23 protein-coding genes are annotated in these 22,595 nt (G+C 64.6%); 7 read left to right on the top strand and 16 right to left on the bottom strand.

Annotation, left to right across the window (positions count from 1 at the left end; translation table 11 throughout):
• The first annotated feature begins 1 nt into the window (after position 1).
• On the top strand, positions 2-1,408 hold the full coding sequence (locus tag VN706_25655) for a sialidase family protein (GenBank protein ID HXT19039.1): 1,407 nt from the start codon (positions 2-4) through the stop codon (positions 1,406-1,408).
• Positions 1,405-1,917: a TlpA disulfide reductase family protein gene (locus tag VN706_25660; GenBank protein HXT19040.1), complete on the top strand. Its 513-nt coding sequence runs from the start codon at positions 1,405-1,407 to the stop codon at positions 1,915-1,917. The genes VN706_25655 and VN706_25660 overlap by 4 nt, the downstream gene beginning before the upstream one ends.
• A 36-nt stretch (positions 1,918-1,953) precedes the next feature.
• Here VN706_25660 and VN706_25665 read toward each other — a convergent pair whose 3' ends face one another.
• From VN706_25665 to VN706_25685, 5 genes are all read right to left on the bottom strand, one after another.
• The gene (locus VN706_25665; GenBank protein ID HXT19041.1) at positions 1,954-2,883 is read right to left on the bottom strand and encodes a prohibitin family protein; all 930 of its coding nucleotides are present in this window, start codon (positions 2,881-2,883) and stop codon (positions 1,954-1,956) included.
• 393 nt (positions 2,884-3,276) lie between these two features.
• Complete coding sequence (locus VN706_25670; GenBank protein HXT19042.1) at positions 3,277-3,927, bottom strand: cobalamin-dependent protein; 651 nt, start codon at positions 3,925-3,927, stop codon at positions 3,277-3,279.
• Positions 3,924-4,322, bottom strand: coding sequence for a hypothetical protein (locus VN706_25675; protein HXT19043.1), 399 nt, complete (start codon positions 4,320-4,322; stop codon positions 3,924-3,926). The genes VN706_25670 and VN706_25675 overlap by 4 nt, the downstream gene beginning before the upstream one ends.
• Positions 4,319-4,633 carry an antibiotic biosynthesis monooxygenase gene (locus VN706_25680; protein ID HXT19044.1) on the bottom strand — a complete coding sequence of 105 codons (315 nt, stop codon included), beginning with the start codon at positions 4,631-4,633 and terminating at the stop codon, positions 4,319-4,321. The genes VN706_25675 and VN706_25680 overlap by 4 nt, the downstream gene beginning before the upstream one ends.
• A 90-nt stretch (positions 4,634-4,723) precedes the next feature.
• The gene (locus VN706_25685) at positions 4,724-5,374 is read right to left on the bottom strand and encodes a hypothetical protein (protein HXT19045.1); all 651 of its coding nucleotides are present in this window, start codon (positions 5,372-5,374) and stop codon (positions 4,724-4,726) included.
• Between the two features lie 145 nt (positions 5,375-5,519).
• Between VN706_25685 and VN706_25690 the strand changes: the two genes are divergently transcribed.
• The 3 genes from VN706_25690 (at position 5,520) to VN706_25700 (ending at position 9,834) form a co-directional block, all read left to right on the top strand.
• Complete coding sequence (locus VN706_25690) at positions 5,520-7,391, top strand: amidase (protein HXT19046.1); 1,872 nt, start codon at positions 5,520-5,522, stop codon at positions 7,389-7,391.
• A 303-nt stretch (positions 7,392-7,694) separates the two neighbouring features.
• A complete protein-coding gene (locus tag VN706_25695; protein ID HXT19047.1) occupies positions 7,695-8,942 on the top strand; it encodes a histidine kinase in 1,248 nt (415 codons plus the stop codon).
• 118 nt (positions 8,943-9,060) lie between these two features.
• Complete coding sequence (locus tag VN706_25700; GenBank protein HXT19048.1) at positions 9,061-9,834, top strand: LytTR family DNA-binding domain-containing protein; 774 nt, start codon at positions 9,061-9,063, stop codon at positions 9,832-9,834.
• 8 nt (positions 9,835-9,842) lie between these two features.
• Here VN706_25700 and VN706_25705 read toward each other — a convergent pair whose 3' ends face one another.
• The 11 genes from VN706_25705 to flgL all read right to left on the bottom strand — a co-directional run bounded on the left by VN706_25705 (position 9,843) and on the right by flgL (position 19,833).
• A complete protein-coding gene (locus VN706_25705; GenBank protein HXT19049.1) occupies positions 9,843-10,727 on the bottom strand; it encodes a TIGR01777 family oxidoreductase in 885 nt (294 codons plus the stop codon).
• A gap of 67 nt (positions 10,728-10,794) precedes the next feature.
• Complete coding sequence (locus VN706_25710) at positions 10,795-11,475, bottom strand: hypothetical protein (protein HXT19050.1); 681 nt, start codon at positions 11,473-11,475, stop codon at positions 10,795-10,797.
• A gap of 12 nt (positions 11,476-11,487) precedes the next feature.
• On the bottom strand, positions 11,488-11,865 hold the full coding sequence (locus tag VN706_25715; protein ID HXT19051.1) for a response regulator: 378 nt from the start codon (positions 11,863-11,865) through the stop codon (positions 11,488-11,490).
• A gap of 84 nt (positions 11,866-11,949) precedes the next feature.
• Positions 11,950-12,267, bottom strand: a complete 318-nt coding sequence (locus VN706_25720; protein HXT19052.1) for a hypothetical protein — start codon at positions 12,265-12,267, stop codon at positions 11,950-11,952.
• An 86-nt stretch (positions 12,268-12,353) separates the two neighbouring features.
• Positions 12,354-12,692: a flagellar protein FliS gene (locus VN706_25725; protein ID HXT19053.1), complete on the bottom strand. Its 339-nt coding sequence runs from the start codon at positions 12,690-12,692 to the stop codon at positions 12,354-12,356.
• A gap of 6 nt (positions 12,693-12,698) precedes the next feature.
• Positions 12,699-13,142, bottom strand: a complete 444-nt coding sequence (locus VN706_25730) for a hypothetical protein (GenBank protein ID HXT19054.1) — start codon at positions 13,140-13,142, stop codon at positions 12,699-12,701.
• Positions 13,142-13,540 carry a flagellar export chaperone FliS gene (fliS, locus tag VN706_25735; protein ID HXT19055.1) on the bottom strand — a complete coding sequence of 133 codons (399 nt, stop codon included), beginning with the start codon at positions 13,538-13,540 and terminating at the stop codon, positions 13,142-13,144. The genes VN706_25730 and fliS overlap by 1 nt, the downstream gene beginning before the upstream one ends.
• 15 nt (positions 13,541-13,555) lie before the next feature.
• The gene (gene fliD / locus VN706_25740) at positions 13,556-16,285 is read right to left on the bottom strand and encodes a flagellar filament capping protein FliD (protein ID HXT19056.1); all 2,730 of its coding nucleotides are present in this window, start codon (positions 16,283-16,285) and stop codon (positions 13,556-13,558) included.
• 167 nt (positions 16,286-16,452) lie between these two features.
• Positions 16,453-18,309: a flagellin gene (locus VN706_25745; GenBank protein ID HXT19057.1), complete on the bottom strand. Its 1,857-nt coding sequence runs from the start codon at positions 18,307-18,309 to the stop codon at positions 16,453-16,455.
• Positions 18,310-18,436: 127 nt separating this feature from the next.
• Entirely contained in the window at positions 18,437-18,931 is a 495-nt protein-coding gene (locus VN706_25750) for a flagellar assembly protein FliW (protein HXT19058.1), read from the bottom strand.
• Positions 18,928-19,833: a flagellar hook-associated protein FlgL gene (flgL, locus tag VN706_25755; GenBank protein ID HXT19059.1), complete on the bottom strand. Its 906-nt coding sequence runs from the start codon at positions 19,831-19,833 to the stop codon at positions 18,928-18,930. Before flgL ends, VN706_25750 begins: the two co-directional genes overlap by 4 nt.
• 172 nt (positions 19,834-20,005) lie before the next feature.
• Between flgL and VN706_25760 the strand changes: the two genes are divergently transcribed.
• Positions 20,006-21,463 (top strand): sigma-54 dependent transcriptional regulator, encoded by a 1,458-nt coding sequence (locus tag VN706_25760; GenBank protein ID HXT19060.1) that lies wholly within the window; start codon positions 20,006-20,008, stop codon positions 21,461-21,463.
• The gene (locus VN706_25765) at positions 21,460-22,572 is read left to right on the top strand and encodes an acetamidase/formamidase family protein (protein ID HXT19061.1); all 1,113 of its coding nucleotides are present in this window, start codon (positions 21,460-21,462) and stop codon (positions 22,570-22,572) included. The genes VN706_25760 and VN706_25765 overlap by 4 nt, the downstream gene beginning before the upstream one ends.
• Positions 22,573-22,595: the final 23 nt, after the last annotated feature.

Genomic DNA, 22,595 nt, shown 5'->3' on the forward strand with positions numbered 1-22,595 from the left:
TATGAGATACTCATTCTTATTATGTAATACTCTGTTGCTCATTGGCGCCGCGGCCTGCGGCGCCACGAAAGGCGAGGCGGTCCGGCTGGCCGGCGCCGCGACGTTGAGCGCGCCCACCAGCGTCGGCACCGCGCCGATGTTCGCCATCTCGCCGAACGGCAAACAGGCGGTCGCCTGGGTCTCGGCGCCGAACGGCGGCACCGACGGGCGACTGTATGTCTCCGTCGCCGGCGCCGCTCCCACCGAGCTGCGCGACACGCTGGGGCCCGTCGAGGCACACGGCGAAGCGCCGCCCAAGCTCGCCTATGCGCCGGACGGCGGCCTCTTTGCGGTCTATACCGTGGGCAAGGTCGTCCCCGGCGAACGCTTCCCGCGATCGGCACTGCGCGTCGTATCGTCGCGCGACGACGGCAAGACGTGGAGCGTCCCCGTTACGGTCACCGACGGCGCGATCTTTGGGTCGCACAGCTTCCACGCGTTGCATGTCGCGGACGACGGCACGGTCTACGTTTCGTGGCTCGGCAAATCGGACGCCGACACCTCGGCGCAGTCGATGGCGGCGATGAGCGAGATGTCGGGCATGAGCCACTCGATGCACGACACGCCGGCCATGCAGGGGATGGCGGGGATGCACGGTGCCCACGAAAGCTCCGCCGCGTGGATTTCCCGTTCGACCGACGGCGGCAAGACCTGGACGCCGCGCGTCCGCGTCGACATGGGCGAGGCCTGTCCGTGCTGCCGCACCGCGCTCGCCACGTCGAAGGACGGCACGTTGTTCATGGCGTGGCGCCATGTGTATCCGGGCTCGATTCGCGACATCGTCGTCGCGCGCTCGAGCGATCACGGCGCGACGTGGAGCGAACCGATTCGCGTGCACGCCGACAACTGGAACTTTGACGCATGTCCGCACGCGGGGCCTGCGATCGCCGTCGACGACAACAACACACTCCACGTCACGTGGTGGACCGGCAAGGAAGGCGCGGCCGGCGTGTTCTACGCGCGCTCGACGGACGGGGGAAAGACATTTAGCGAAGCTTCTGCGCTCGGCGCCGCAAAGTTCTCGCGGCCGGCTCACGTGCAGATGGCGCTCGCGTCGAACAATCGCGTCGTCGTCGCGTGGGATGACGGTACACGACAGATTCCGCAGGTCATGGTGCGCGTCTCCAACGACGGTGGACTGCACTTCGCTGACGCGATGCCGATCAGTGCGGCTGGACGTGCGGCGTCGTTTCCGGTGCTCGCGGTGCACAATGACTCGGTCGCGATCGCATGGTCGGAAGTGAGCGCCGCCGCCGAGAACGCCGAGGTAGCTGCCGCTGCGGCGGCGAGCAAGGACAAGAAAGCGCCGAAGGGGCTCGAGGCAATCGGTGACGCACAGGTACTCGTTCGCCGCGGAGTGTTGCAATGAGGCGCGCACGAATCGCATTCATGGCCCTGGCCGCGATCGCGTGCGCAAAGACTGGCGGCGACGGCGGAGCCTTCCATCCGCTCGACGTCGGCGCAGCCGTGCCTGCGTACGCCGCGCCAACGCTCGCCGGCGACACGGTTCACGTCGGTGGGACCGAAGCACCGACGGTGCTCAACGTCTGGGCGACGTGGTGCGCGTCATGCCAGGAAGAGATGGCCGCGCTCGACTCGTTAAAGAATGCGTATGCATCGCACGGCGTGCGCGTGGTCGCGGTGAGTGTCGACAACGGCGACATCGAGCGTGTCCGCCGCTTCGCCCAGACGAACAAGCTCGAAATGACCGTCGCGCACGATCCAGCCAACAATATCAGCCAGAGCTACGCCGTCATGGGCGTCCCGACGACTTTCATAATTGGCAAAGACGGCAAGCTGCTGTGGCGCCACACCGGCAACATTTCACCGGTGCTGAACGAAGCACGCGGCGTCATAACGAAAGCGGCCGGGCAATAAGCCCGGCCGCTTTTTTTTCGCCCAACGACCATCGCGCTACGGCTTGCCGAGTTGCAACAACGGCATCGCTCCGCCGGCGACCTGCGGCATCTTGCCGTCCCAGCGCTTGGCCATCTCGTACTGCACCAGATTCGCCGTGATGCTCCGCGACAACAGATCGTTCGCCTTCGCCTGCGCTTCCGCGTTCACCAGCGTTGCCTTCGCGGAGCCCGCCGCCTTGATCGAGTCGCCCTGCGCCTGGAACGTGTTCTTCTGAAGCTCGTTCTGTGCGGTGAGCGCCTGCTGCTGCATCACGTTCTTTTGGTTGATCGCTTCGATCACCGCCGGCGGCGCGCGCAGCTCGTTGATCGTGAATTGCTTCACGACGATGCCGTACTGCGCGAGCCGCTGTGACAGCAGCAACTGCACCCGGTTCACCGCTTCGGCCTTCTTGGGGCCGATCACCGCCGCGATCTCCTCGTTGCCGATGACCTCCTGCAGCGCCTGGCGAATCGACTGCTTCACGTAGCCGTGCTGAATCGACTGAATGTCGCGGCGGAACGTCGAGTACAACGCCGGCGCCTTGTCCTGATCCAGCTCGAAGCTCATCGAGACGTCGAGCGAGAGGGGCTGTCCCTCCTGGCTGTTGACGTTGATCTCCTCGTTCGCCGGCGAGCCCTCGACCGCGTTCTTCGAGAGCACGAGCGTTTGCATATAGACCGGATATTCCTCGATGCCCGTCGTCAACGGATTCTTGAGGTGCAATCCAGGTCCGAGCGGTGTCTTGTCCACGCCGCCGCCGGCGCGGTGGATCACGATGCCGACGTAGCCGGGATTCACGTACGTGACCGTCGTCGGCAAGAGAATCAGCGCGAGCACCAACGCCGCGATGACGCCGACGATGCGACGCACCTTTCGGCCGAGCTCATTGACACTTTCAGTGCCGAGGTGCACGGAGGACAGGCGGTCACCGATCGAGCTACCCATGGACAGTCTCCTTGTAACAATCGGGGCAGATGACTTCCCCGCTGGTGAGGCGTACCAGGTCAGAATTGGCGCGCGGGCCGTGAATGGGACACACCAGCTCGGCCGCGCGATCGATTCGCCTCCGGTTCCGCGCTTGACGGACCCGAACGCCGGCTGGTGTGAAATACAAGAGCACCAAGTAGAAAAGGGCGCCCACAGCCGCGATTAACGCAGCGAACAGGACACCCTCGATGATGATTTCAGTCATATGCTTCGAGAGATATGACGGACGTGACGGCCCGGCGGTTTCACCGGGCCGTATCCCGTTGTGGCGGGCCGGGTTGACCGGGGTTGGCCGGGCTAAGATGCAGACGCGCTTGTTCGAGCGCGAGGTGCGGCGTCAGCGACCCGCGTTCAGGCCCGCTGTGCGACGCGCGCCGTCAATAATTCCACCGCGTCGGCCGCGCTGACCGCCGTGAGGTCCGCGCCTAGCCGCGATGCGAGTTTCGCGTCGCCCGCAACCGCGAGGCCGCCGACGACGATCAACGGCATCGGCGAGACGCCGCTCTCGCGAATCGCGGCGACGGCGCCGCGCACACGCGGCAGATTCGGCCCGATCGACGCCGAGAGCGCGACGACGTCGGGACGCCGCTTCAATACCATGTCCACGAGACTCTCGACCGGCACCGAAGCGCCGAGATAGGTCGTGTCCCATCCCTCGAGCTCGAGAAGATCGCAGACCATCCGCAGCCCGAGCTGATGCCGCTCGTCGTCGGCGCACGCGGCAATCAACGACGGCGAGCGCGAATCACGCCAACGGTAGACGCGCTCGAACGCGCGTCCCATCGCTGCCTGCGTGATCGCCGTCGCGAGATGCTCTTCGGCAACGGTCACCTCGTTGTACTGCCAGCGTCGGCCAATCTCCTGCAGCGCGGGCTGGAAGACGTCGAGATAGAGCTCGCGCAGCGTGCGGCCGCGATCGAGCACGCCGTCGACGAGGCGTTGCGCCGACCGTCGGTCGCCGCGCACCAGGGCCTCGAGGAAAGTCGCGGCTTCCGTCTTCATCCGCCGGCATCTGCGCTCAAGGTGGCCAAGCCGGCGTCGATGACAGTCGCGATCGCACGCGCATCCGACTCGGCATATCTGGCATGCGTTTCATCGCGCAGCAGTTCGAGGCAGCGCCGCACGTCGCGCGTCGCGACACCTCGGGCGCGCAGCATGCTGTCGAGCCAACGCACATACTGCGCGAACATGCCGGGCTGTTGCAGATCGACGGCGGGGATGAGATGCTCGATGTTGTAGTGCATGTCTTCCAGACACTTCGCGCGTCCGCGCGCGCCGTGTTTTTCCATCAACTCCGGCAGCTCGGCGTAGAGGTTCGCGGTGATCGCGCGCGCGAGACTCTCTTTGTCGTGCAGCAGGATCTCCGCGGCGCCGTGACCGTCGGCGGGCGCCGTCATACCAGCTCGACGCGCGAATCCATCAGCACCTCGAACGCCTCGTGCCGCACCTGCGTCCGCGCCATGATCTCGCCGGGCTCGCGCGAATGAGACATCGCATGCGCTTCGCTTCGCATGTAGCGCGAGAACGCGTCGCGTGAATCCCACGCGGTCAGGAACGCGAATGCGGCCTCGCCGGCTTGGGGCCGAAGCAACTGCAGGTAGAGAAAGCCCGGGAACGAATCGACGAGGCGCGAGCGCTCATGAAAATGGCGCTCTAACGCAGTCTGATCCTCGACTGGAACCGTGAGATGCGAGATGAAAACGAACATGCCTTGGGTCGATGCACTCGGAAGCTCGCGTTTGGGGCCGGCGTGGTCAATCACGCGGTGCGGTGCCCATAGCCAAGCTCGGCCGTGCCGTCAAAGCTGCGTGAAATCGGATTGCGTCAGCGGATGCAGATGCACGCTCGGCGTACTCACAGGTGCGGGTAACGCATAGTAGCGCATCGTCCTGGCCGTCGTGTTCTGAACGAGCGCGTTCGACGCCACGGGATCCGCCGGACCGATCGTGACTTTCGACGACCGCTTCACGCCGAGCGAGACGGTCGTCGCGCCGGTCCAATCGGCGAACAGCGCGAGATCGGTGATCTTTTTCGGGGCCACGGTTCGCCACGCGCTTCCGAGCGCGGCGTCCGGCGCGTGCGGCACATACCAGCTCGAGTCGTCCGTGCTCGACTGCGTGGTCGCCAAATCCATTCCGTATGCCGGGACGGCACCGCATCCGAGCGACTGCCGAATGCCCGCGACGTCGTGCCACCCGGACTGCGCGTCGTTGAGACGCCATCCCACGAGGTATAGCGCGTTGACCGCCCGGCCGTTGATCAGCGCAAGCGCAGCCGCGAATGCGGCAGGCATGTTCGCGGAGCTGTACGCCACCGAGTGGACGCCGACGAGCGTATTCTGCAGAACACAAATGCAGGCCACACACGTCGACATTCTGGCGAAGCACAGAGAGGTTCCTTCTCCCGCCTGCTCTTCGCCGATCACGACCATCGTCTGAGTGAAAGGCATGAATGAATTGTCGAGTCTAACCCATTCTGGTCTCGTGTCGCACTCCGGCGCAACCGTGGCTCGACATTTGGCGGCCTTGCGGGCACGTCTGCCGGCGCGTAGGGATTAGATCGCTCGGTTCATCTCACCTTCACTCTCTTGGGTCATGGCTGACATCACGTCCGAACACACGTACGATCGGCGTTCCTTCATGACGTACTTCGCCTCGGTGGGCCTGGGCGGCACGCTGCTGCCGGGCGTGCTCTGGGCTCAGCTTCAACAGCAGCAGGTTCCCGACATCACGCCGCAGATGGTCGCCGATGCGGAAACGATCTCCGGCCTCTCGTTCACGGAAGAACAACGCACGGCGATCGCGCAGGGTTTGCGCGGCCTGCGCGGCGAAACGCAGGCGTTGCACGCGGTGCCGCTCGACATGACGGTGTTTCCCGCGATCGTCTTCGACCCTGTGCCGCCGGGCCAGAAGCTCGCGCCGAAATCGAAGGCGATGATGCAGCGCAGTCACGCGCCCGTCATGGCGCGTCCGACGAGCCTCGACGAGCTCGCGTATGCGCCGGTATCACAACTCTCTGAATTGGTGCGCACGCGCAAGGTGAAACCCTCCGAGCTCACGGAGATGTATCTCGCTCGCTTGAAGAAGTACGATCCGCAGCTGCACTTCGTCATCAATCTCACCGAAGATCGGGCGCGCCGGCAGGCGAAGGACCTGGACGCCGAGATCTCGCGCGGGAAATATCGCGGACCGCTGCACGGCATTCCCTGGGGCGCGAAAGACCTGCTCGCCGTCAAAGGCTATCCCACGACGTGGGGCGCGCTGCCGTACAAGAATCAGGCGTTCGACTACGACGCGACCGTCGTCAAGCGCCTCGACGACGCCGGCGCGATTCTCGTCGCCAAGCTCACACTCGGCGCGCTCGCACAGGGCGACATCTGGTTCGGCGAGCGCACGCGCAACCCGTGGAATCCAGCCACGGGATCGAGCGGTTCCTCGGCAGGTCCCGCGTCGGCCGTCGCGGCCGGCTGCGTCGGTTTCGCGATCGGCTCCGAGACCAACGGCTCCATCACGTCGCCGGCGCGAACGTGCGGCGTCGCCGGCTTCCGTCCGAGCTTCGGCCGCGTGCCTCGCACGGGAGCGATGGCGTTGTCGTGGACGACCGACAAGCTCGGCCCGATTTGCCGCAGCGCGGAGGACACGGCGCTCGTGTTCGCCGCCATTCAAGGTCCCGACGGATTCGACTATTCAGTGAAGGAGTATCCGTTCAACTGGAATGCGAACGTGAAGCCGTCGCAGCTAAGAATCGGCTACTTCAAGATGCGCGGCACCCAGAACATGTTCGAGCGCCGCGACTCGACGGGCGCCACGATCCCCAACGCCGAAGCCCAGAACTTCATTAAAGTTCTCGAATCACTCGGCGCCAGGGTCGAGGAAGTCGGCGATCCGACACCGGGCTACGACTATCTCGACGACTTCATTCTGCGCGCGGAATCGGGTGCCGCGTTCCAACAGGCGACGCTCAAGAGCGAGCTGGATGTGATGATGCGCAGCCGCACGGAGTTCTTCAGTACCTGGCCGGACTATTTCCGCGTCGCCCAGTTCTACAGCGCGGCCGATTACGTGAACGCGAACCGCGTGCGCACGCAAGTGTGCCAGAAGTGGTGGGACTTGTTCCAGAAGTATGATGTGATCTTTTCGCCGGGAGAGGACACGTCGGTCACCAACATTGTGGGCACGCCGTCGATCGTCGTGCCGACGGGATTCGCGATTCCGCAGAACTTCGGTCGCGGCGGCGGGGGCGGTGGCGGCCGCGGTGGTCGCGGCGCCGGCCGTGGCGGCGACACCACGCGGACGGCGGCGCCAGTCCCGGCGGCGCCCGCAGCACCGCCGGCTCCGGTGCTGCCGCTGCCGACTTCCATGTACATCATGGGCCCGATCTTCCAGGACGAGAAGATTCTGTCGGTCGCGCACGCTTTCCAGGCGGCCACGGACTTCCACAAGAAGACGCCGCCGCAGTTTCCGTGATGTTCGGTTGAGGTGAATCCGCGATCGCACGCGCCGTACGGCATGGGCGATGCGGTTCCCCAGGCCCGGATGGCTCGCAGGAGGGCGAGGGCGCTCCGGCCGTCAAAGACAAGAGCTCCTCCGGCACACAGCCGGAGGGGCTCTGTATTTTTCGGACACGGCGCGAGCAGCGAGATTACGTCGGTACGATGGCGACGCCGCTTTTACAAAAGCTCTACAGCGCTTTGAAAACAGTTCTTCACCTTCTGGTGTCTAACGGATGAGCGGTGGGACGAAACCCCCGGACATCGACACCAGTAGGGAATGATAGACTCTACGCCGGATTCGGATTTTCTGAACGCCTCGTTCTCGCCCAACCCGCGCCCGCGCACCCCGGTGTCACCGCGCACGGTCCCCGCGCCTGAGGCCCTGGCGCAAACCGGCGAATACAGCATTTTCGGGCTCACGCGCGCCGCCGATCAAGCGGTCGTGCGCGAACGCCAGGTCGGCTTCACGCTGCTGCTGTTCGGCGTCGCGACGATCGTCGCGGTGCTGTACTCGATCGAGCGCTACGTCTACAGCCGGCTCGTCGGCGAGCCCGTGTCGCTGCTCCGCCTCGTTCCAGGCGAGCTGGTGTTCACGTACGCGTGGGCCTTGCTCGCGCCGCTCGTCATGGCGCTGGCGCGCCGCTATCCCGTGTGGGGGCATCAGCGGGCGCGCAATTGGCTCGTGCAGGTCGCCGGCCTCGTCGGCTTCGTCGTCGTGCACATCGGGTTGTTCGCGCTCGCGTCGACGACGCTCGATCCCACCAGCGGCATCCAGTCGTTTCCGCTCGTGTTCATGCGCCTGCTCGTCGCGTGGACCGTGCTCGACTCCGTCGTGTTTTGCATGCTCGTCGCCGTGCATCACGCGGTGATCTACTATCGCGTCTCCAAGGATCGCGCGTTGCGCGCGTCGCAGCTCGAGGCGCGCCTGGCGCAGGCGCAGCTGCAGATGCTCCGCATGCAACTGCAACCACACTTCCTCTTCAACACGCTCCACTCGATCTCCGCGCTCATGCACAAGGACGTGCGACGCGCCGACTCCATGGTCGCCGCGTTGAGCGATCTCCTGCGCATGTCCCTCCAGAACATCGGCGCGCAGGAAGTTCCGCTGCAATCCGAGTTGGAGTTTCTGCAACGCTATCTCGAGATCATGCAATTACGGTTCGGCGACCGCCTCAAGGTGTCGATCGACGTCGATCCCGAGACGCGCGATGCGCGCGTGCCGAACCTGTTTCTGCAGCCGCTCGTCGAGAACTCCTTCCGCCACGGCTTCGGCGATCTGGGCCAGGGCTCGATCGCGATCACCGTTCGGCGCGAAGGCGACATGCTGCGCTGCGACGTCGTGGACAATGGACGTGGACTTCGCGAAGGCCACAAGGAAGGCGTGGGCCTGGCAAGCACGCGGCAGCGTCTGGCACACCTCTATGGCGAACGCCAGATGTTCGCGCTTCGTGGCGCTCCGGGCGAAGGCGTCCATGTCACGATGGCAATCCCTTTTCACCCCTTCGAACGCACGGCGGCCGACTGATGAGCCCTCTCGGCGGAATTCCGAGTGAAGGCGCGAAGCGCCGCAATGAGGAACAATCCATGAGCCCTCTCGGCGGAATTCCGAGTGAAGGCGCGAAGCGCCGCAATGAGGAACCATCATGACCGAATCGACCAAGATCCGCACGCTCATCGTAGATGACGAAGAGCTCGCACGCGACCGCATGCAGTCGCTGCTCGAAGAACAGCCGGACGTCGAGATCGTCGGCGTGTGCGGCGACGGAATCGCCGCGCTCGAGATGATCGAGCGTACGCAGCCCGATCTCGTGTTCCTGGACGTGCAGATGCCCGGCATGGACGGCTTCGAGGTCGTCGAAAACCTCGATCCGGCCCGCATGCCCGCCGTGGTGTTCGTCACCGCGCACGACGGACACGCCATCCGCGCGTTCGAGATCCACGCGCTCGACTTCCTGCTCAAACCGTTCGATCAATCGCGCTTCGAAAAGGCGCTCGAGCGCGCGCGCACGAAGGTCGCATCGTCTCAAACCACCGCGGTGATCGACTCGCACCTCGTCTCGCTGCTCGAGGAATTGCGCGAGGAGCGGAAGTACTCCGAGCGCCTGATCGTCAAGTCGAGCGGCCGCGTCTTCTTCGTGCGCACCGAAGAGATCGATTGGGTCGAAGCGAGCGGCAATTACGTCAAGATTCACACGAAGAACGACGCGCACCTGCTGCGCGAAAGCATGAAGAACATGGAGGCGCGCTTGGATCCCAAGGTCTTCGTGCGCATTCACCGCTCGGCGATCGTGAACATCGATCGAATCAAGGAGCTCGAGCCGTGGTTCCACGGCGAGTACATCGTGATCATGCGCGACGGTACGCGCCTGACGGCAAGCCGCGTGTTCAGCGATCGGTTGAGCGCATTGATCGCGTAAGGTCGTCGCTAGTCAAGAACGGCTCGGAGCGCCGATTCCAGCACGGGGTGCTCGAACTCCATGCCCAAGCGCTCGAGCCGCGTCGGCGTCACACGCTGGCTCGCCAGCACCGTCCCATCGGCCATCTCGCCGAACATCAACGAGAGCGCAAATTTCGGCACCGGCACGACTGCCGGCCGATGGAGCACGCGCGCCAGCACCGTCGTGAATTCCGCATTGGTGACGGGACCGGGCGCGACGATGTTCACCGCCCCGTTCGCATCCGCGTGCTCGATCACGAACTCGATCGCGCGCACCATGTCGGGCAGCGAGATCCAACTCATCCACTGCCTGCCACTTCCCATTCGGCCACCCGCGCCTAGCCGAAAAGCCGGCAGCATCTTGGCCAAGGCGCCGCCGTGGGGCGACAGCACAATGCCAGTTCTCAAATGAACTACGCGCGCGCCGGCGCCGAGCGCCGGCTCCGTCGCCGCTTCCCAGTCGCGGCACACCGACGCCAGAAAATCGTCGCCGAGCGTGCTCGCCTCATCCAACAGCTCGTCACCGCGAGAGCCGTAGATCCCGATCGCCGATCCGCTGACCAGGACGCGCGGCCCGTGGGGCATGCTCGCCATCGCCTCCGCGATGCTCGTTGTCGTCACCACGCGGCTCTCACGAATGCGCCGCTTCGCACTGGCGCTCCAGCGCTGCGCGATGTTCTCGCCCGCGAGATTCACCACGACGTCCGCGCCGTCGAGTCCCGTCGCCGCCGCGGCGCCGCGGCCGAGGTGCCGCACTGAATGACCGCTTGCCTCGAGCGACCGAGTGAGCGCCGAGCCTACGAGCCCGCTCGATCCGGAGATCGCCACGACGCGCGCGCGCCGCTCCGTACCCGGCTCCGCCGATATGCCCATATACAAATGCTAACGCCCGGGCCGAGGCCCGGGCGTTGATGGTGCAGAGTACCGGTGCCGGCGAGGCTTACGCCGACTTTTTCTGGGATTTGCGAACCGAGAAGATCTCGTCCGCCACCGCCTGGCTTTCCGGCGAGGCGACGGCCGTCGCGTGCGGATCGAACGCGGTCGCGTCGATGTGCGGCGACTCGGCGGGGAGCTGCGTTCCGGGCGCGAAGATCGTGATGATCTGCGCGATACGCCGGCGCATGTCCGCCAGAAGGCTGGCGATGTGCTGGAGCTGCTGCGCCGTGATGTCCTGGAACTGGAGGTGATTCGTCAACCCGCCCAGCTCCTCCTTGATCGACGCGATCATGGTTTTCCGCGTCTCGGCGTCCACGTCGTCGAGCTTGTCGACCAGGGTGATCGTGCGCGTCACCGCGTCGAGGATGTCGGTCGTTGCCGACTCGGTGGCCGTGGAGACTTCGTGCAGGCGGCCGTGCATCTGCTGGAGCTTGTCGATGCCGGCGTCGTCACCCATGCCGGTGCTCTCACGAATGCGCTGGACGATACCCACCGTCTCGGCATACGCGCGGAGAAGCGTCTTCGACAACTCGGCGAAACCGCCGGGCTGATTGGCCACGTGCTCGAGGAAGCCGCGCGCGTCGTTGTCGAGCTTCGCCCCCGAAGTGTTCAGCTCTTCGATGGCGTGATCGACCAACCGCAACGATGCTTCCGAGTCGTACAGCAACGCTTCCGGGGGTCTCATGGAGACAGTTCCTTAGGCGGCGGCACCCATTCCTGCGAGAAGACGGTCGATCTTCTCCTTCAGAATGGCCGGCGTGAAAGGTTTGAGGATGTAGTTGTTGACTCCCGCCTCGACCGCGGTGACGATGTCTTCGCGGGCGCCGCGAGTAGTGACCATCAGAATCGGGACGGTGATGCCGTTGGGCTGCGCGCGCACCGCGCGTGCGAAATCGAGCCCGCTCATCACCGGCATGTTCCAATCGGTGATGATGAACCCAATGCTCTCGTCGAACAACGAGAGCGCTTCATAGCCATCGGCCGCTTCCACGGCATCGTTGTAACCGATGCGCTGAAGCGCGTTGATCATGATCCGCCGCATCGTGGCGGAATCGTCGACGACGAGAAACTTCATGGAATGAGCACCAACTCGAGGGCTGAGGAAAGCGGCGGAAGCAGCGAAAGCAGGCGAAGCGGATGAGGCAGGCGAAGCCGGCGGCTACAGATCGCCGCTATCGAGGAGTCGGCGGGCCACCGTGTCGACGACCTCGAGCGTATCGTACGCGCCGCTGAGGACGCGACTGCGAATGCGGCCAGCACGAGCGGGGTCGAGGCTCGACGTGCTCGACGAATCGCTCGTGTCACGCGCGGCGAGCGCGCGGCCAGCGTCGGAGATCTGGACCTTGTCCGAGCGGTCCGTTCCCGAAGGCGCCGGAGCGATCGGGCTGACCTGTCCGGCGTCCTGCGTGTCGCTGGGCGCCGAGGGGCGAGTCGTCTCCGGGCGGATGGGCCCGGTGTTCTTCGGGTAGATGTGCATTGATATCCTCCGCACCTGAGTATCGGCGCGACGGGAATTTTCTTTAGCGACTGAATTGAGATTGCAGCACGATAACAAACAATAGTTTATGCCGCATGCTGACCGCTATGCCACGACTGCATGAGTGTTGATATCATGTCGCGAAGATGTACGAGTTGTGTCCTGTCTCCTGTCCGTCCGACATTCAATAACTCGTTCGCGATGTAGCCGTAGAGCGCCGCCAAACGCGGCACCAACTCGCCGCCGTGCCGGAAATCGAGCGTGTAGAGCAGATCGAAGACGATCCCTGAGGCCTCCTCGAGATGCCGGCTCCGGCCCGCCGACTCGGGATCCTCGAGCTCGCGCTCAGCTTTGGCCAGCTTGGCAAGTAGCAGCTCGTATTGCTCCGGGACGGACGGCACCGGCGTGAAGTTGGCCTCCGGCATGACCGGTCACCCCGTCACCGAAATGGAGCCGGCGCGAGGAGCCGCCGTCGCCGCCGCATACTGATTGGCGACTGAATCCGGGCGATGCGTCAGCTTCAATGCCGCCGCCAATCGATCGCGCTCGCGCTGCGTGCGTTCGAGCAACAGCTCGTGCGATTCGAGCGCCGCCGCGGCCGCCTCCGCCATTTCGGCGAGCATGGCATTCGCCTCGGCGTCCTGCTCGTTGGTCTTGTCGCTCGGCACTTCGGCGCGCGCATGCGCGAGCGATTCGACGACTTCACTGAGCTCCGTCAGAATCCGGTCGCGCTCATCGATCGCCTCGAGAAACGGCGCGCCGGTCTCCTGCCCGATCGCATCCATGGCCGACACGGCGTGCTGCTCCAGTTCCTGGAGCAGCCGCTTGGCGGCCGCGACGTGAACGGCCAGCGAACCCGCGCGCGAGGCGGACATCAGGCTGCCGGAACCTGGGCGGCGCCGGTCGCGATCGTCGAGAACGCGTCGCGGAGCTCGGATACCATTTTGGTGATCCGCTCCAGGCGAACGCCCTCGAGCCGCGCACCGTCAACGAGCTCGGTGAGCATGTAGGTGTAGAGCGACTGAAGCTGCGTGGCCAACGCGCCGCCGCGCTCGATGTCGAGCGTCACGAGCAACTCGGTGATGCCCTCGCGCGCCTTGCTGATGGCCTCGACGCGAACGTCGACCTTGTTCGCGTCTCGCGCGACGCGCGCGCGATGCAGGTTGGCGATCACGTGATCGTAGACCATGACCACGAGGCGCGCCGGCGACGCCGTCAACACTTCGCGTTCGCGATAGGCCGTCGCCGCGTGGGCGTAGGAGGAATAGCTCATACTCCTACTATCGGCTTACCCGCCCGAGGAGTTGAGCGAGGAGAGCTGACTGAATTGTTGTGTGAGATACGTGCCCTGCGACTGCAGCTTCGAGATCGCCGACTCCATCGCCGTAAACTGCGCCGTGAGCGACGCCCGCTTCGCGTCGAGCCGCGACTGCGTATCGGTTTGCCGCTGCTGCAGCGTGGCGATGCTGCTGGCGAGGAAGGTGTTCTGAGTCGCCACCGTTCCGTCGGCCGCCGTCGCGGAATTTGCGAGATTGCTCATGAGGCCCGCGAGGCCGGTCGCGAAATCCACGTGGCCAGAGGCGACGTCCACCAGGCCCGCGTAGTTCATGATCAAGCCTTCCACGGGCGTGCCGACGGCGCCGATCAGCGCCTGGCCGCTGCCCGTCGCGGCGTAGGTCGTGCCGCCGCTCGAGTAGGTCCCCTGCACGTCGAGGCCGTTGTTCACCGTGCCGGTCGCGATGCCGAGCTGGCCGGCGATGTCCGTCGCGTCCGTGGACGCGTACGATACGCTGAGCGTGGCTGACGCGCCGAAGTCCTGGCCGGTGATCTTGAGCGTTCCAGCACTGCTCGACGCTGTCGCGCGCACACCCTGGGCGAGGAAGCTCGCGTTGAGTTTCGCGGCGACCAGGTCCGGTGTGTCGCCGTTGGTCAACGTGATGCTGGCCGAATGGCCCGTGAACGCATCGCCGACGGTCATCGTGTTCGTGCCGGCGCCGGCGGCCGCGAAGGAGAAATTGTTCGCCGTGCTCGACACCGAGGCGTTGGTCGCCGCGCGTGTGATCTGGATGTCGTAGCCGCCCGTGGCCGTCGCGTTGCCGGAGCCGACGTAGCTCAGGTTCGCGCCGGTGACCGCGGCGTTCGTCGAGAACAATGCCTTCACCGCATCCGCGTTCGTGGTGAGCGCGGTGGTCAACGCCGTCGTGTCGACGTTCAGGACACCGGTCTTGTCGACCGTCACGCCGATGAGCGCCACGTTGTTGTACGCGTTACCCACCGGCACGCCCGGCACGTTGCCGAGGATGGCGGTCTTCAACGCGTTGAAGGACGATCGCATGGAGCTGTCGTAGGCGAGTGCGCCGTCCGGCGCCGTCGACGACGTCACGAGCGAGCGAACAGCGTTGTAGGCGCTGGCGACGTTCTGTACCGCGGATATCACCTTGCTGTTGTCGCGCGCCACGAGCACCGGAATCGTCGTTCCTACTTCCGCCTGTTGCAGATTCAGCGTGACGCCGGTGATTGCATCGCTGATGCTGTTCGTGTTTCGCGTCACGAGCACGCCGTTCACCAGAATCCGCGCATCCTTGCCCGCCGTGAGCTGGCGCAGCCGGCCGGTGGTCACGGTCGTCGAGCCGAAGCTCACGTTCGCGCCGTTGACGGGATCGGCGACGCCGCTCTCGTTGTTCGCGGCGATCGAGAACGACAGCTGCGAGTCACCACCGGTCGCATCGGTCAGCTGAATCTTGCCGCCGACGATCGCTGCGGTGGCACTGTGTCCGGCCACCGAGAACGCGGCGCTGATGTCGTTCAGCATGTCGGCGACCGTCTTCGTGTTGTCGACCGTTTCGGTGAGCGATACCGCGCTGCCGTCACCCTTCGTTCCAGAGATCGTGAACGTGTCGCCGAGCTGCGCGCCGTTGCCGCCGGCGATCTTGAGGCCCAGCAGCGTGGTCAGGCTTCCGGCGGTCGAGCCGCCCGAATCCTGCAGCACGTTCGTCGTCGTCACTTGCTGGTTGACGGCTCCCGTCGTCCCTCGGCTCAATCCGAGCAGATCCAGGATCGGTTGCGAGCCGGCGTTTGCAGACGCGGTGACGGTGCCGGAAATCTTGAGACTGTATGTCGTGACACCGCCCGACGTGTTCGACTGCACCGACGCGCTATTCGGCGATTTCGCATTGATCGCCGCGGCGATGTCGGTGAGGCTGTTGTTCTGAACGTCGATCGTCACCGCCTGGCCGTTCACGAGAATCGTCGACGCGGCGGGGTAGCTCGTCACGCCGCTGATCAGCGTCGAGATGGTTTGGGAGCTGCTCGAGAACGCGGCGCTGTTCACGGTGCCGTCGCTGCCGACGTTGGCCGTCTTGCCGTCGAAGAATCCGAGGCCCGCGAGAACGCTTGGGTCGGTGTTCGCGGCGCGCACGTCGCGCAAATCCAGGCCGGCCGATCCGCCGATGTCGCTGGTCAACACGAGACGCGCGGTTGCGCCCCCGGAGAACAACACCGAGGCCGAGACGTGCGTGGGTGTCGCGCCGGTATTGAGCGCGTTGATCTTGTCGCGCACGCTGTTCAAGGAATCGGACGCGGCGATCGTGATCACTTTGCCGCCGACCGCCATCTGTCCGCTCACGTTCAGCGCGGCGGTGGCGTCGCTGACGAGGTTGCCGCTCAGCTGCTGCGCGGCCGCCGTGTCGAGCACTTGCACGCCGTACGTGCCGGGAGTCGCCGTGGAGCCGGCGGTCGCCGTCAACACCGTGCGGCCCGTCGAGCCGCTGGCCGGCGCGTTCACTGTAAAGCCGCTGAACGCCGTGCCGTCCATCAACGTCTTGAGCGTCGACTGCAGCGTCGAAACGGCCGTGCCGTACGTGGTCCACGCGGTTTCCTGATTCGTCTCCGCGGTGATCTTGTCGGTGATCGGCGTGATCTGCGACGTCGTATCAGCCTGCATGAGCTGATCGATCATGTCCTGCCATTGAATGCCGCTGGCAAGACCCTGCACGGTTCCGATCGGAGCAGACGCCATTGTCGAGTCTCAGTTAATACAATAACTGTAAATAAACAAACTATAAATGCCGAATCCCGAGTCTACGTGCGAACCGCCGACGAGAGCAACCATCTCAAGTATCGGCAGTACGCCGAAATTCCCGGAGGCCAGAAGGCCTCCGGGAATCGCGTTCGGAGAGAGCGGTATCAGCCGCGGAGCAGCTGGAGGACACCCTGACCGAGCTGGTTCGCCTGAGCAAGCATCGCCGTACCGGCCTGCGCCAGGATCTGGTTCTTGGAGAAGGTCGTCATCTCGTCCGCCATGTCGACGTCACGGATGACCGACTCAGCCGCCGAGAAGTTCGAGATCTTCGTCTTGAGGCTGTCCTGCGCGTAGCTGATGCGGTTCTGGTTCGCACCGATCGAGCCGAGCGCCTGGCTCACCGTGGTGATCGCGGAGTCGATCTTCGACATCGCGTCCACCGCGCCCGCGGACGTCGAGAGATCCGAGTCCGTGATGCCGAGGGCCGACGTGGTGAGGTTGATCGCCGACAGCTTCACGGCGTCGTTCGACTTGTACTGGCCTGACGAGTCAACGAGGAAGCTCGCCTGGTGGACACCGTTGTTGCCGGTGACGGAGTTCGAGGTGACCGAGCTGAAGCCCGTGCCACGGTCAGCGATCTCGATCAGCGCCGAGCCGGCGTTCATCGTCGCCTTCAAGTGCGCGTACGTGTCGGTGCCCGAGTTCTGGTTGTCCGTGGACACGACCACGCCGTCGACGTTCAGGCTCGAGAGCTTGGACACGCCGTCCGTCCACGCGCCGAGCTTGACCGCCGAACCCTGCAGCACGCCGCCCTTATCGAGCTCGATCGTCGCGCCGGTGACCGTCACCGTCTTTCCGTCGAACGCGGTAACCGCGGCCGCGTTGGAACCGACCGCCGAGTGCTTCACGGTCGTATACGCCGCGCCCTGCGTGCCGAGACCAGCCGCCGCACCCGCCGCCGTGATGTTGATCGCAACGTCAGCAGCACCGAGGGCCGCATCGCTCACGACACCAGTCGCCAACGAGGTGGTCTGGTACAGATCGTTCGCCGCATACACGTCGAGGTTGTTGCCGACGACGCGGATCACGTAGCTCGCATCGGTGCCCGAAGCCGCCGGAGCCGTGATGCCAGCCGTCATGTTACCAGCCGCGACGGTCGTCGCGACCGAAGCGTCGGTGACCTTGAGGCTGTAGTTCGTGGCCGAGGTCAACGCGGTCGGGACATCCGCCGCAACCGTCACGCCCTTGGCGGTCAGGTTCGTGGCATCCGCCTTCGCGCTGTGGATCGTCGCGCCCGCCGTGATGGCGAAGCTCTTGCCGGCCAGGTCGGCCGAGATGCTCGACAGATCGGTCGCGCTGTTCGCGTTCACGCCGACGGAGATCGCGCCGGTGCCGCTGCCGAACGTCAACGTGGTCTTGCCGGTCGAGGCGTTGTACGCCGACGCGGCGAGGGCCGAGACCGTCACCTTGCCGATGTTCGTCGAGCCCTTATCGAGCGAGACGACGCCGTTGGACACGGTGAACGTGTACGTGCCGGCCGACGCGGTCGAAGCCGGATCGAGCGTGATGTCGCTGGTCGAGATCGCGTTCGCATCGACGCCGAACGTACCGTCGAGCAGGCCGTTGCCTTCGAACTTGGTCGTCGAAACCGTACGATCGATTTCGCTGCGCAGCGACGAGAACTCCGACTGAATCTGCGCGCGGCCGTTCGCGTCGACGGTATCCGAACCCGCCTGCGTGGCCAGTTCCTTCATACGCTCGAGGATCGACTGGATCGTGCTGGTCGAGCCTTCAGCAACCTGCAACAGCGAGTTCGTCTGGTCAGCGTTGCGCGACGCCTGCGACAGCGCGCGGCCATCGGCGCGAAGCTTGTTCGCAATGCCAAGACCCGCGGCATCGTCGGCAGCCTTGTTGATGCGGAAGCCCGAGGAGAGCTTCGCCATCGACTCGCTGACGGCGTTCTGCACGCGGTTCAGGTTGTTCGCAGCGGTGAGCGCGCTGACGTTGGTGTTGATACGCATTTCGGTGTTCCTCCGTGAACTGAATGTGGAGCGTCCGTGCTCCAGTGCGTCGGCTGTTCAGTCGCCGCTGTGGTTCAGTATCGTCCGTCACAAGACGGACTTGAGTTGCCTTTTGCGCTATGCCGTGTTACTGCGCGCTGACCGCGCGCGCGGTGAGCGCCTGCATGTCGATCGGGCAGCGCACACCGAAATCCGTGTCGCTCACGACGACCTGCTTCGCGTGGCGCGTCGCGAAGTTGATCACGATCGGCCCCTGCAGGTTCGCGGTTGCCTGCCCTTCGGCGCTTTCGGGAAGCGTCACGACCGCGAGCAGCGCGACGTCGGACGGGCGATGCGGTCCGAGCGCCATCAACTGCGACGGCGGAATCTCGATCGCGTAGGCGGCATCGACGGAGAACGGATCGACGAGCAGGAAGATGAGGGTCGAATACTGCTTCGACTGCAGCCAGAACATCGCGGGATGCGCGGCGCGCACGAGCGCGAAGTCGGTGCACTCGGGAAAGCCGAGCAAACCCGAGGGAAAGTGCAACAATTCGTTGGCGCGCAACTGCAACGGTCCGAGCAAATCCGACACGACCGTCACCGTTTCCGGCGCGGCTTCCTGCATCAAGGTCAACGTCATTTCAAATAATCGGTGAGTGTGAGACCCATGACTTTCGAGGTGGCGAGCATCGCCGCCTGATATGCCATCTGACGGTTCGTGAGCTCCGTGACAGCCGTGTCCATGTCGACGTCCTGGAGATTCGACTTGAACGTCGTGAGGTTCGTCTTGTACGCGTCGAGATTTTGTTGCGTGACGTCGAGCTGCTTCCCGCGCGCGCCGACGTCGCCGACGAGCGTCTGGACCTTGTCGAAAGCGGTATCGAGCGCGGACGCGGCGGTGGTAATTCCGGCCTGCCCATACGTCGGCGAACCGGCCGCCATCGCCTGCGCGAGCTGCTTCATCGAATCGAGCACGCCCGTCGTGATCAGCAGCTGAGTACCGTCATTCGACATCGCGATCGACTGACCCGTGTCGATCGCGACAGTGCGCGTGCCCTGCGGATTCGTCGTCGAGTAGTCCGTGTTCGCGCCGGCGCCGGACACGGCGAACGGCGCGGTCAAGGATTGATCGCCACCGAAGAGATACTCGTTGCCAATTTTTGTGTTGCCGAGCGCGACGACCTGCCCGAAGAGCTGCTGCATTTCGGCGCTGGCCACGGCGTGTGTTGCATCGCTCGCCGTCCCGGTGCCTTCCTGAATCGCCAGTTCTTTCGCGCGAGTCACCAGGTCGCCGATCTGCTGGAGGATGTTGTCCTCCAGGCTCACGCGGCTCGAGGCTGCCTGGACGTTCGACTTGTATTGATCGAGCGCGGCGAGGCTCGTGCTCGACGCCATGACTTGGGTTGCGGCGAGCGGATCATCGGACGCCTCGAGCAGCTGCTTGCCCGTCGTGACACGCTGCGACGCCTGTTGCAGCGCGGTCATGTTTTGCGTCAGCCCGGCCAGCTGCTGCTGAACCACCAAGTTGTTGGAAATGCGCATGCGTTCCTCGTAGGATCGCGAGCCACCCGGCAATTGTTGCCGCTGGGTAGACCCACGCGTCTTCAACGAGTATCGGCAGCACGTCGCAGCGACTTGAGCGGCTGCTCTAAACTGTTAGAAGGCAGGTGCTTCCTCACTTCGGCGCTGCGCACCCCCGCTGAGATAGTTTTTTATGGCCACCATTCTCTGTCTCGATGACGAACCCGCGATCGGCCTGATCCTTCAGGACACGCTCGAACGCGCCGGCCATCAGACAGTCTCGGCCCACAATGTCCCGCAGGCCCTGCAGGCGTTGGCCGTCGGGTCCGTCGATCTGATCATCTCGGATTATCGGATGCCCGGCCTCACCGGTCTCGAGTTCCTGGCCCTCTTACGGCAGGAAGGCTATGAGACGCCGCTCATCATGCTGACCGGATACGGCAGCATCGAGCACGCGGTGGCGGCGATCAAAGCCGGCGCGATCGACTACATCACGAAGCCGGTCCGCCCGGAGCAGCTCGAGCTCGCCGTGAAGCAGGCGCTCGAGGTGGTCCGGCTGCGCCGCGAGAACGAGCGGCTGCGGAAAGAAGTGATGGAGTACCGCAACGAGCGGCAGATCATTGGCGACAGCCCGGCCATCCGCCGGGTGTTGCAGACGGTGGCGACCGCCGCGCCGACGCGGGCGACCGTGCTGCTCGAAGGGGAATCCGGCACCGGCAAGGAGCTGTTTGCCCGGGCGATTCACGCCCAGAGCGAGCGGCGCGACGGACCGTTCATCAAGCTGAACTGCGCCGCTCTGCCTGAAGGGCTGGTGGAAAGCGCGCTGTTCGGCCATGAAAAGGGCGCGTTCACCGGGGCGATCAAACGCGTCGAAGGCGCGTTCGAACGCGCGAACGGCGGCACGCTGCTGCTGGACGAAATCTCGGAGATGCGGCTCGATCTCCAGGCCAAACTGCTGCGCGTACTGCAGGAGCAGGAATTCGAGCGCGTCGGCGGATCGTCGGCCATCAAGGTTGACGTCCGGATCATCGCGACGACGAATCGCGATCTGGCCGCCTACTCGGCCGCCGGGCACTTCCGGCAGGACCTCTACTATAGATTAGGCGTCATTCCGGTTCGGTTACCCCCGTTGCGCGAGCGGAAGGAAGACATTCCCCTGCTCGCCTATCGATTCGCATCGCATTACGCGCAGGAGATCGGGAAGGAAATCTCCGGGATCGCGCCGGATGCGCTGTCGCTGTTGCAGCAATACGATTGGCCGGGTAATGTCCGCGAGTTGCAGCATGCGGTGGAACGGGCGGTGATCCTCAGCGGCGAGAAGCTCATACCGCTGCACGCGTTCGACGGACAGCGGTTCGGCCTGAGCGGAGCTTGGAGCGGCCCGACACCATCGCGCATCTCGGGCGACTTTGCGGCAATCTCGATCGGATCGGGCACACCGGCCGTCGGGACGATGACCGTGCCCGACGGCGCGGTGGTGCTGACGTCGCTCAATGTCGGCGAGGCCGAAGCGAAGTTGATCGAGCGCGCGCTGGAGGTGTCGAGCGGGAATCGCACGAAGGCCGCGGAGCTGCTCGGAATTAGTGTCAGAACGCTACGAAACAAGCTCAACGCCGAAAAGGTCGGCGCGGACGGAGGAGGCAGCGAATGACGGGACGACTTGGATTAGCGATCATCTGCGGCGGGGTGTTGGCACTTGGGTGCCGCACCCCGTCTTCACTTACCAACGTGCCGGTGGCAGCGCCTGCCACCGAATGGCCGGCGCCTGCGATACGACGGACGTACTCGCTGCTTCCAACGCCGAAGACGGTCGCATGGGGCTGGTACGACGCCGCCGGTGAACCCGTCTTACACGTGGAATCGGGCGACCAGGTGCACCTGCGCGCGCTGTCGACGTGTTCGCCGCAATCACTGATCCGTAGCGGGCTCGACTCCAACCGCGTCGAAAAGCTGGCGAAGGACATATTTGCCGCGCGCTCATCCATGAAATGGGGCCCGGGCGGCCACATTCTCACCGGCCCCATCTATGTCGATGGAGCTGACTCAGGCGATGTACTCGAAATTCGCTTTCGCTCGATCAAGCCGGCGATCGACTACGGATGCAATTCGTTTGGGCCAAGGAGCGGCTTTCTGCCCGAGGATTTTCCGGGCAAGTCGCAGTCGAAGATCATCGAGCTCGACACGGTGCGGATGGTCGGGCATTTCGCCCCGGGCATCGACATTCCGCTGCACCCGTTCTTCGGCAGCGTCGGGCTCGCGCCGCCGGCTTCGTTCGGTCGTGTAAACAGTGCTCCGCCAAGCATTTGGGCGGGCAATCTCGACAATAAGGAATTGGTCGCCGGCACGTCGCTGTTCATTCCGGTGTGGACCAAGGGCGCGCTGCTCGAAGTCGGCGACGGCCACGCGGCGATGGGGAATGGCGAGGTCGACATCACGGCGATCGAGACTTCGCTCATCGGCGACGTGCAGCTCGTCGTGCACAAGAACATGCATCTCGACTGGCCGCGCGCCGAAACACCGACGCACTGGATTGCGATGGGCACCGACTCGGTGCTGGAGAAAGCGACGAAGACGGCTGTTCGCCAGGGCATTCAATTGCTCGTCGACACCTATCATCTGTCGCGCGAGGACGCGTACCAGCTGCTGAGCGTGTCATCGGACGTGGATGTCACCCAGTTGGTTGACGGCACCGTTGGCGTTCACGTGATGATCCCGAAGGCGATCTTCGCGAAAGACTATTCCGGAGCGGCGCGAAAATAGAAGCGTGGGCGGGTGATGAATCG

The sequence above is a fragment of the Gemmatimonadaceae bacterium genome, from assembly GCA_035606695.1.
Classification (GTDB): Bacteria; Gemmatimonadota; Gemmatimonadetes; order Gemmatimonadales; family Gemmatimonadaceae; genus JAQBQB01.

Coding starts and splice junctions, on each gene's coding strand:
- VN706_25655 (HXT19039.1), top strand. CDS start 2: ATGAGATACTCATTCTTATTATGTAATACTCTGTTGCTCATTGGCGCC.
- VN706_25660 (HXT19040.1), top strand. CDS start 1,405: ATGAGGCGCGCACGAATCGCATTCATGGCCCTGGCCGCGATCGCGTGC.
- VN706_25665 (HXT19041.1), bottom strand. CDS start 2,883: ATGGGTAGCTCGATCGGTGACCGCCTGTCCTCCGTGCACCTCGGCACT.
- VN706_25670 (HXT19042.1), bottom strand. CDS start 3,927: ATGAAGACGGAAGCCGCGACTTTCCTCGAGGCCCTGGTGCGCGGCGAC.
- VN706_25675 (HXT19043.1), bottom strand. CDS start 4,322: ATGACGGCGCCCGCCGACGGTCACGGCGCCGCGGAGATCCTGCTGCAC.
- VN706_25680 (HXT19044.1), bottom strand. CDS start 4,633: ATGTTCGTTTTCATCTCGCATCTCACGGTTCCAGTCGAGGATCAGACT.
- VN706_25685 (HXT19045.1), bottom strand. CDS start 5,374: ATGCCTTTCACTCAGACGATGGTCGTGATCGGCGAAGAGCAGGCGGGA.
- VN706_25690 (HXT19046.1), top strand. CDS start 5,520: ATGGCTGACATCACGTCCGAACACACGTACGATCGGCGTTCCTTCATG.
- VN706_25695 (HXT19047.1), top strand. CDS start 7,695: ATGATAGACTCTACGCCGGATTCGGATTTTCTGAACGCCTCGTTCTCG.
- VN706_25700 (HXT19048.1), top strand. CDS start 9,061: ATGACCGAATCGACCAAGATCCGCACGCTCATCGTAGATGACGAAGAG.
- VN706_25705 (HXT19049.1), bottom strand. CDS start 10,727: ATGGGCATATCGGCGGAGCCGGGTACGGAGCGGCGCGCGCGCGTCGTG.
- VN706_25710 (HXT19050.1), bottom strand. CDS start 11,475: ATGAGACCCCCGGAAGCGTTGCTGTACGACTCGGAAGCATCGTTGCGG.
- VN706_25715 (HXT19051.1), bottom strand. CDS start 11,865: ATGAAGTTTCTCGTCGTCGACGATTCCGCCACGATGCGGCGGATCATG.
- VN706_25720 (HXT19052.1), bottom strand. CDS start 12,267: ATGCACATCTACCCGAAGAACACCGGGCCCATCCGCCCGGAGACGACT.
- VN706_25725 (HXT19053.1), bottom strand. CDS start 12,692: ATGCCGGAGGCCAACTTCACGCCGGTGCCGTCCGTCCCGGAGCAATAC.
- VN706_25730 (HXT19054.1), bottom strand. CDS start 13,142: ATGTCCGCCTCGCGCGCGGGTTCGCTGGCCGTTCACGTCGCGGCCGCC.
- fliS (HXT19055.1), bottom strand. CDS start 13,540: ATGAGCTATTCCTCCTACGCCCACGCGGCGACGGCCTATCGCGAACGC.
- fliD (HXT19056.1), bottom strand. CDS start 16,285: ATGGCGTCTGCTCCGATCGGAACCGTGCAGGGTCTTGCCAGCGGCATT.
- VN706_25745 (HXT19057.1), bottom strand. CDS start 18,309: ATGCGTATCAACACCAACGTCAGCGCGCTCACCGCTGCGAACAACCTG.
- VN706_25750 (HXT19058.1), bottom strand. CDS start 18,931: ATGACGTTGACCTTGATGCAGGAAGCCGCGCCGGAAACGGTGACGGTC.
- flgL (HXT19059.1), bottom strand. CDS start 19,833: ATGCGCATTTCCAACAACTTGGTGGTTCAGCAGCAGCTGGCCGGGCTG.
- VN706_25760 (HXT19060.1), top strand. CDS start 20,006: ATGGCCACCATTCTCTGTCTCGATGACGAACCCGCGATCGGCCTGATC.
- VN706_25765 (HXT19061.1), top strand. CDS start 21,460: ATGACGGGACGACTTGGATTAGCGATCATCTGCGGCGGGGTGTTGGCA.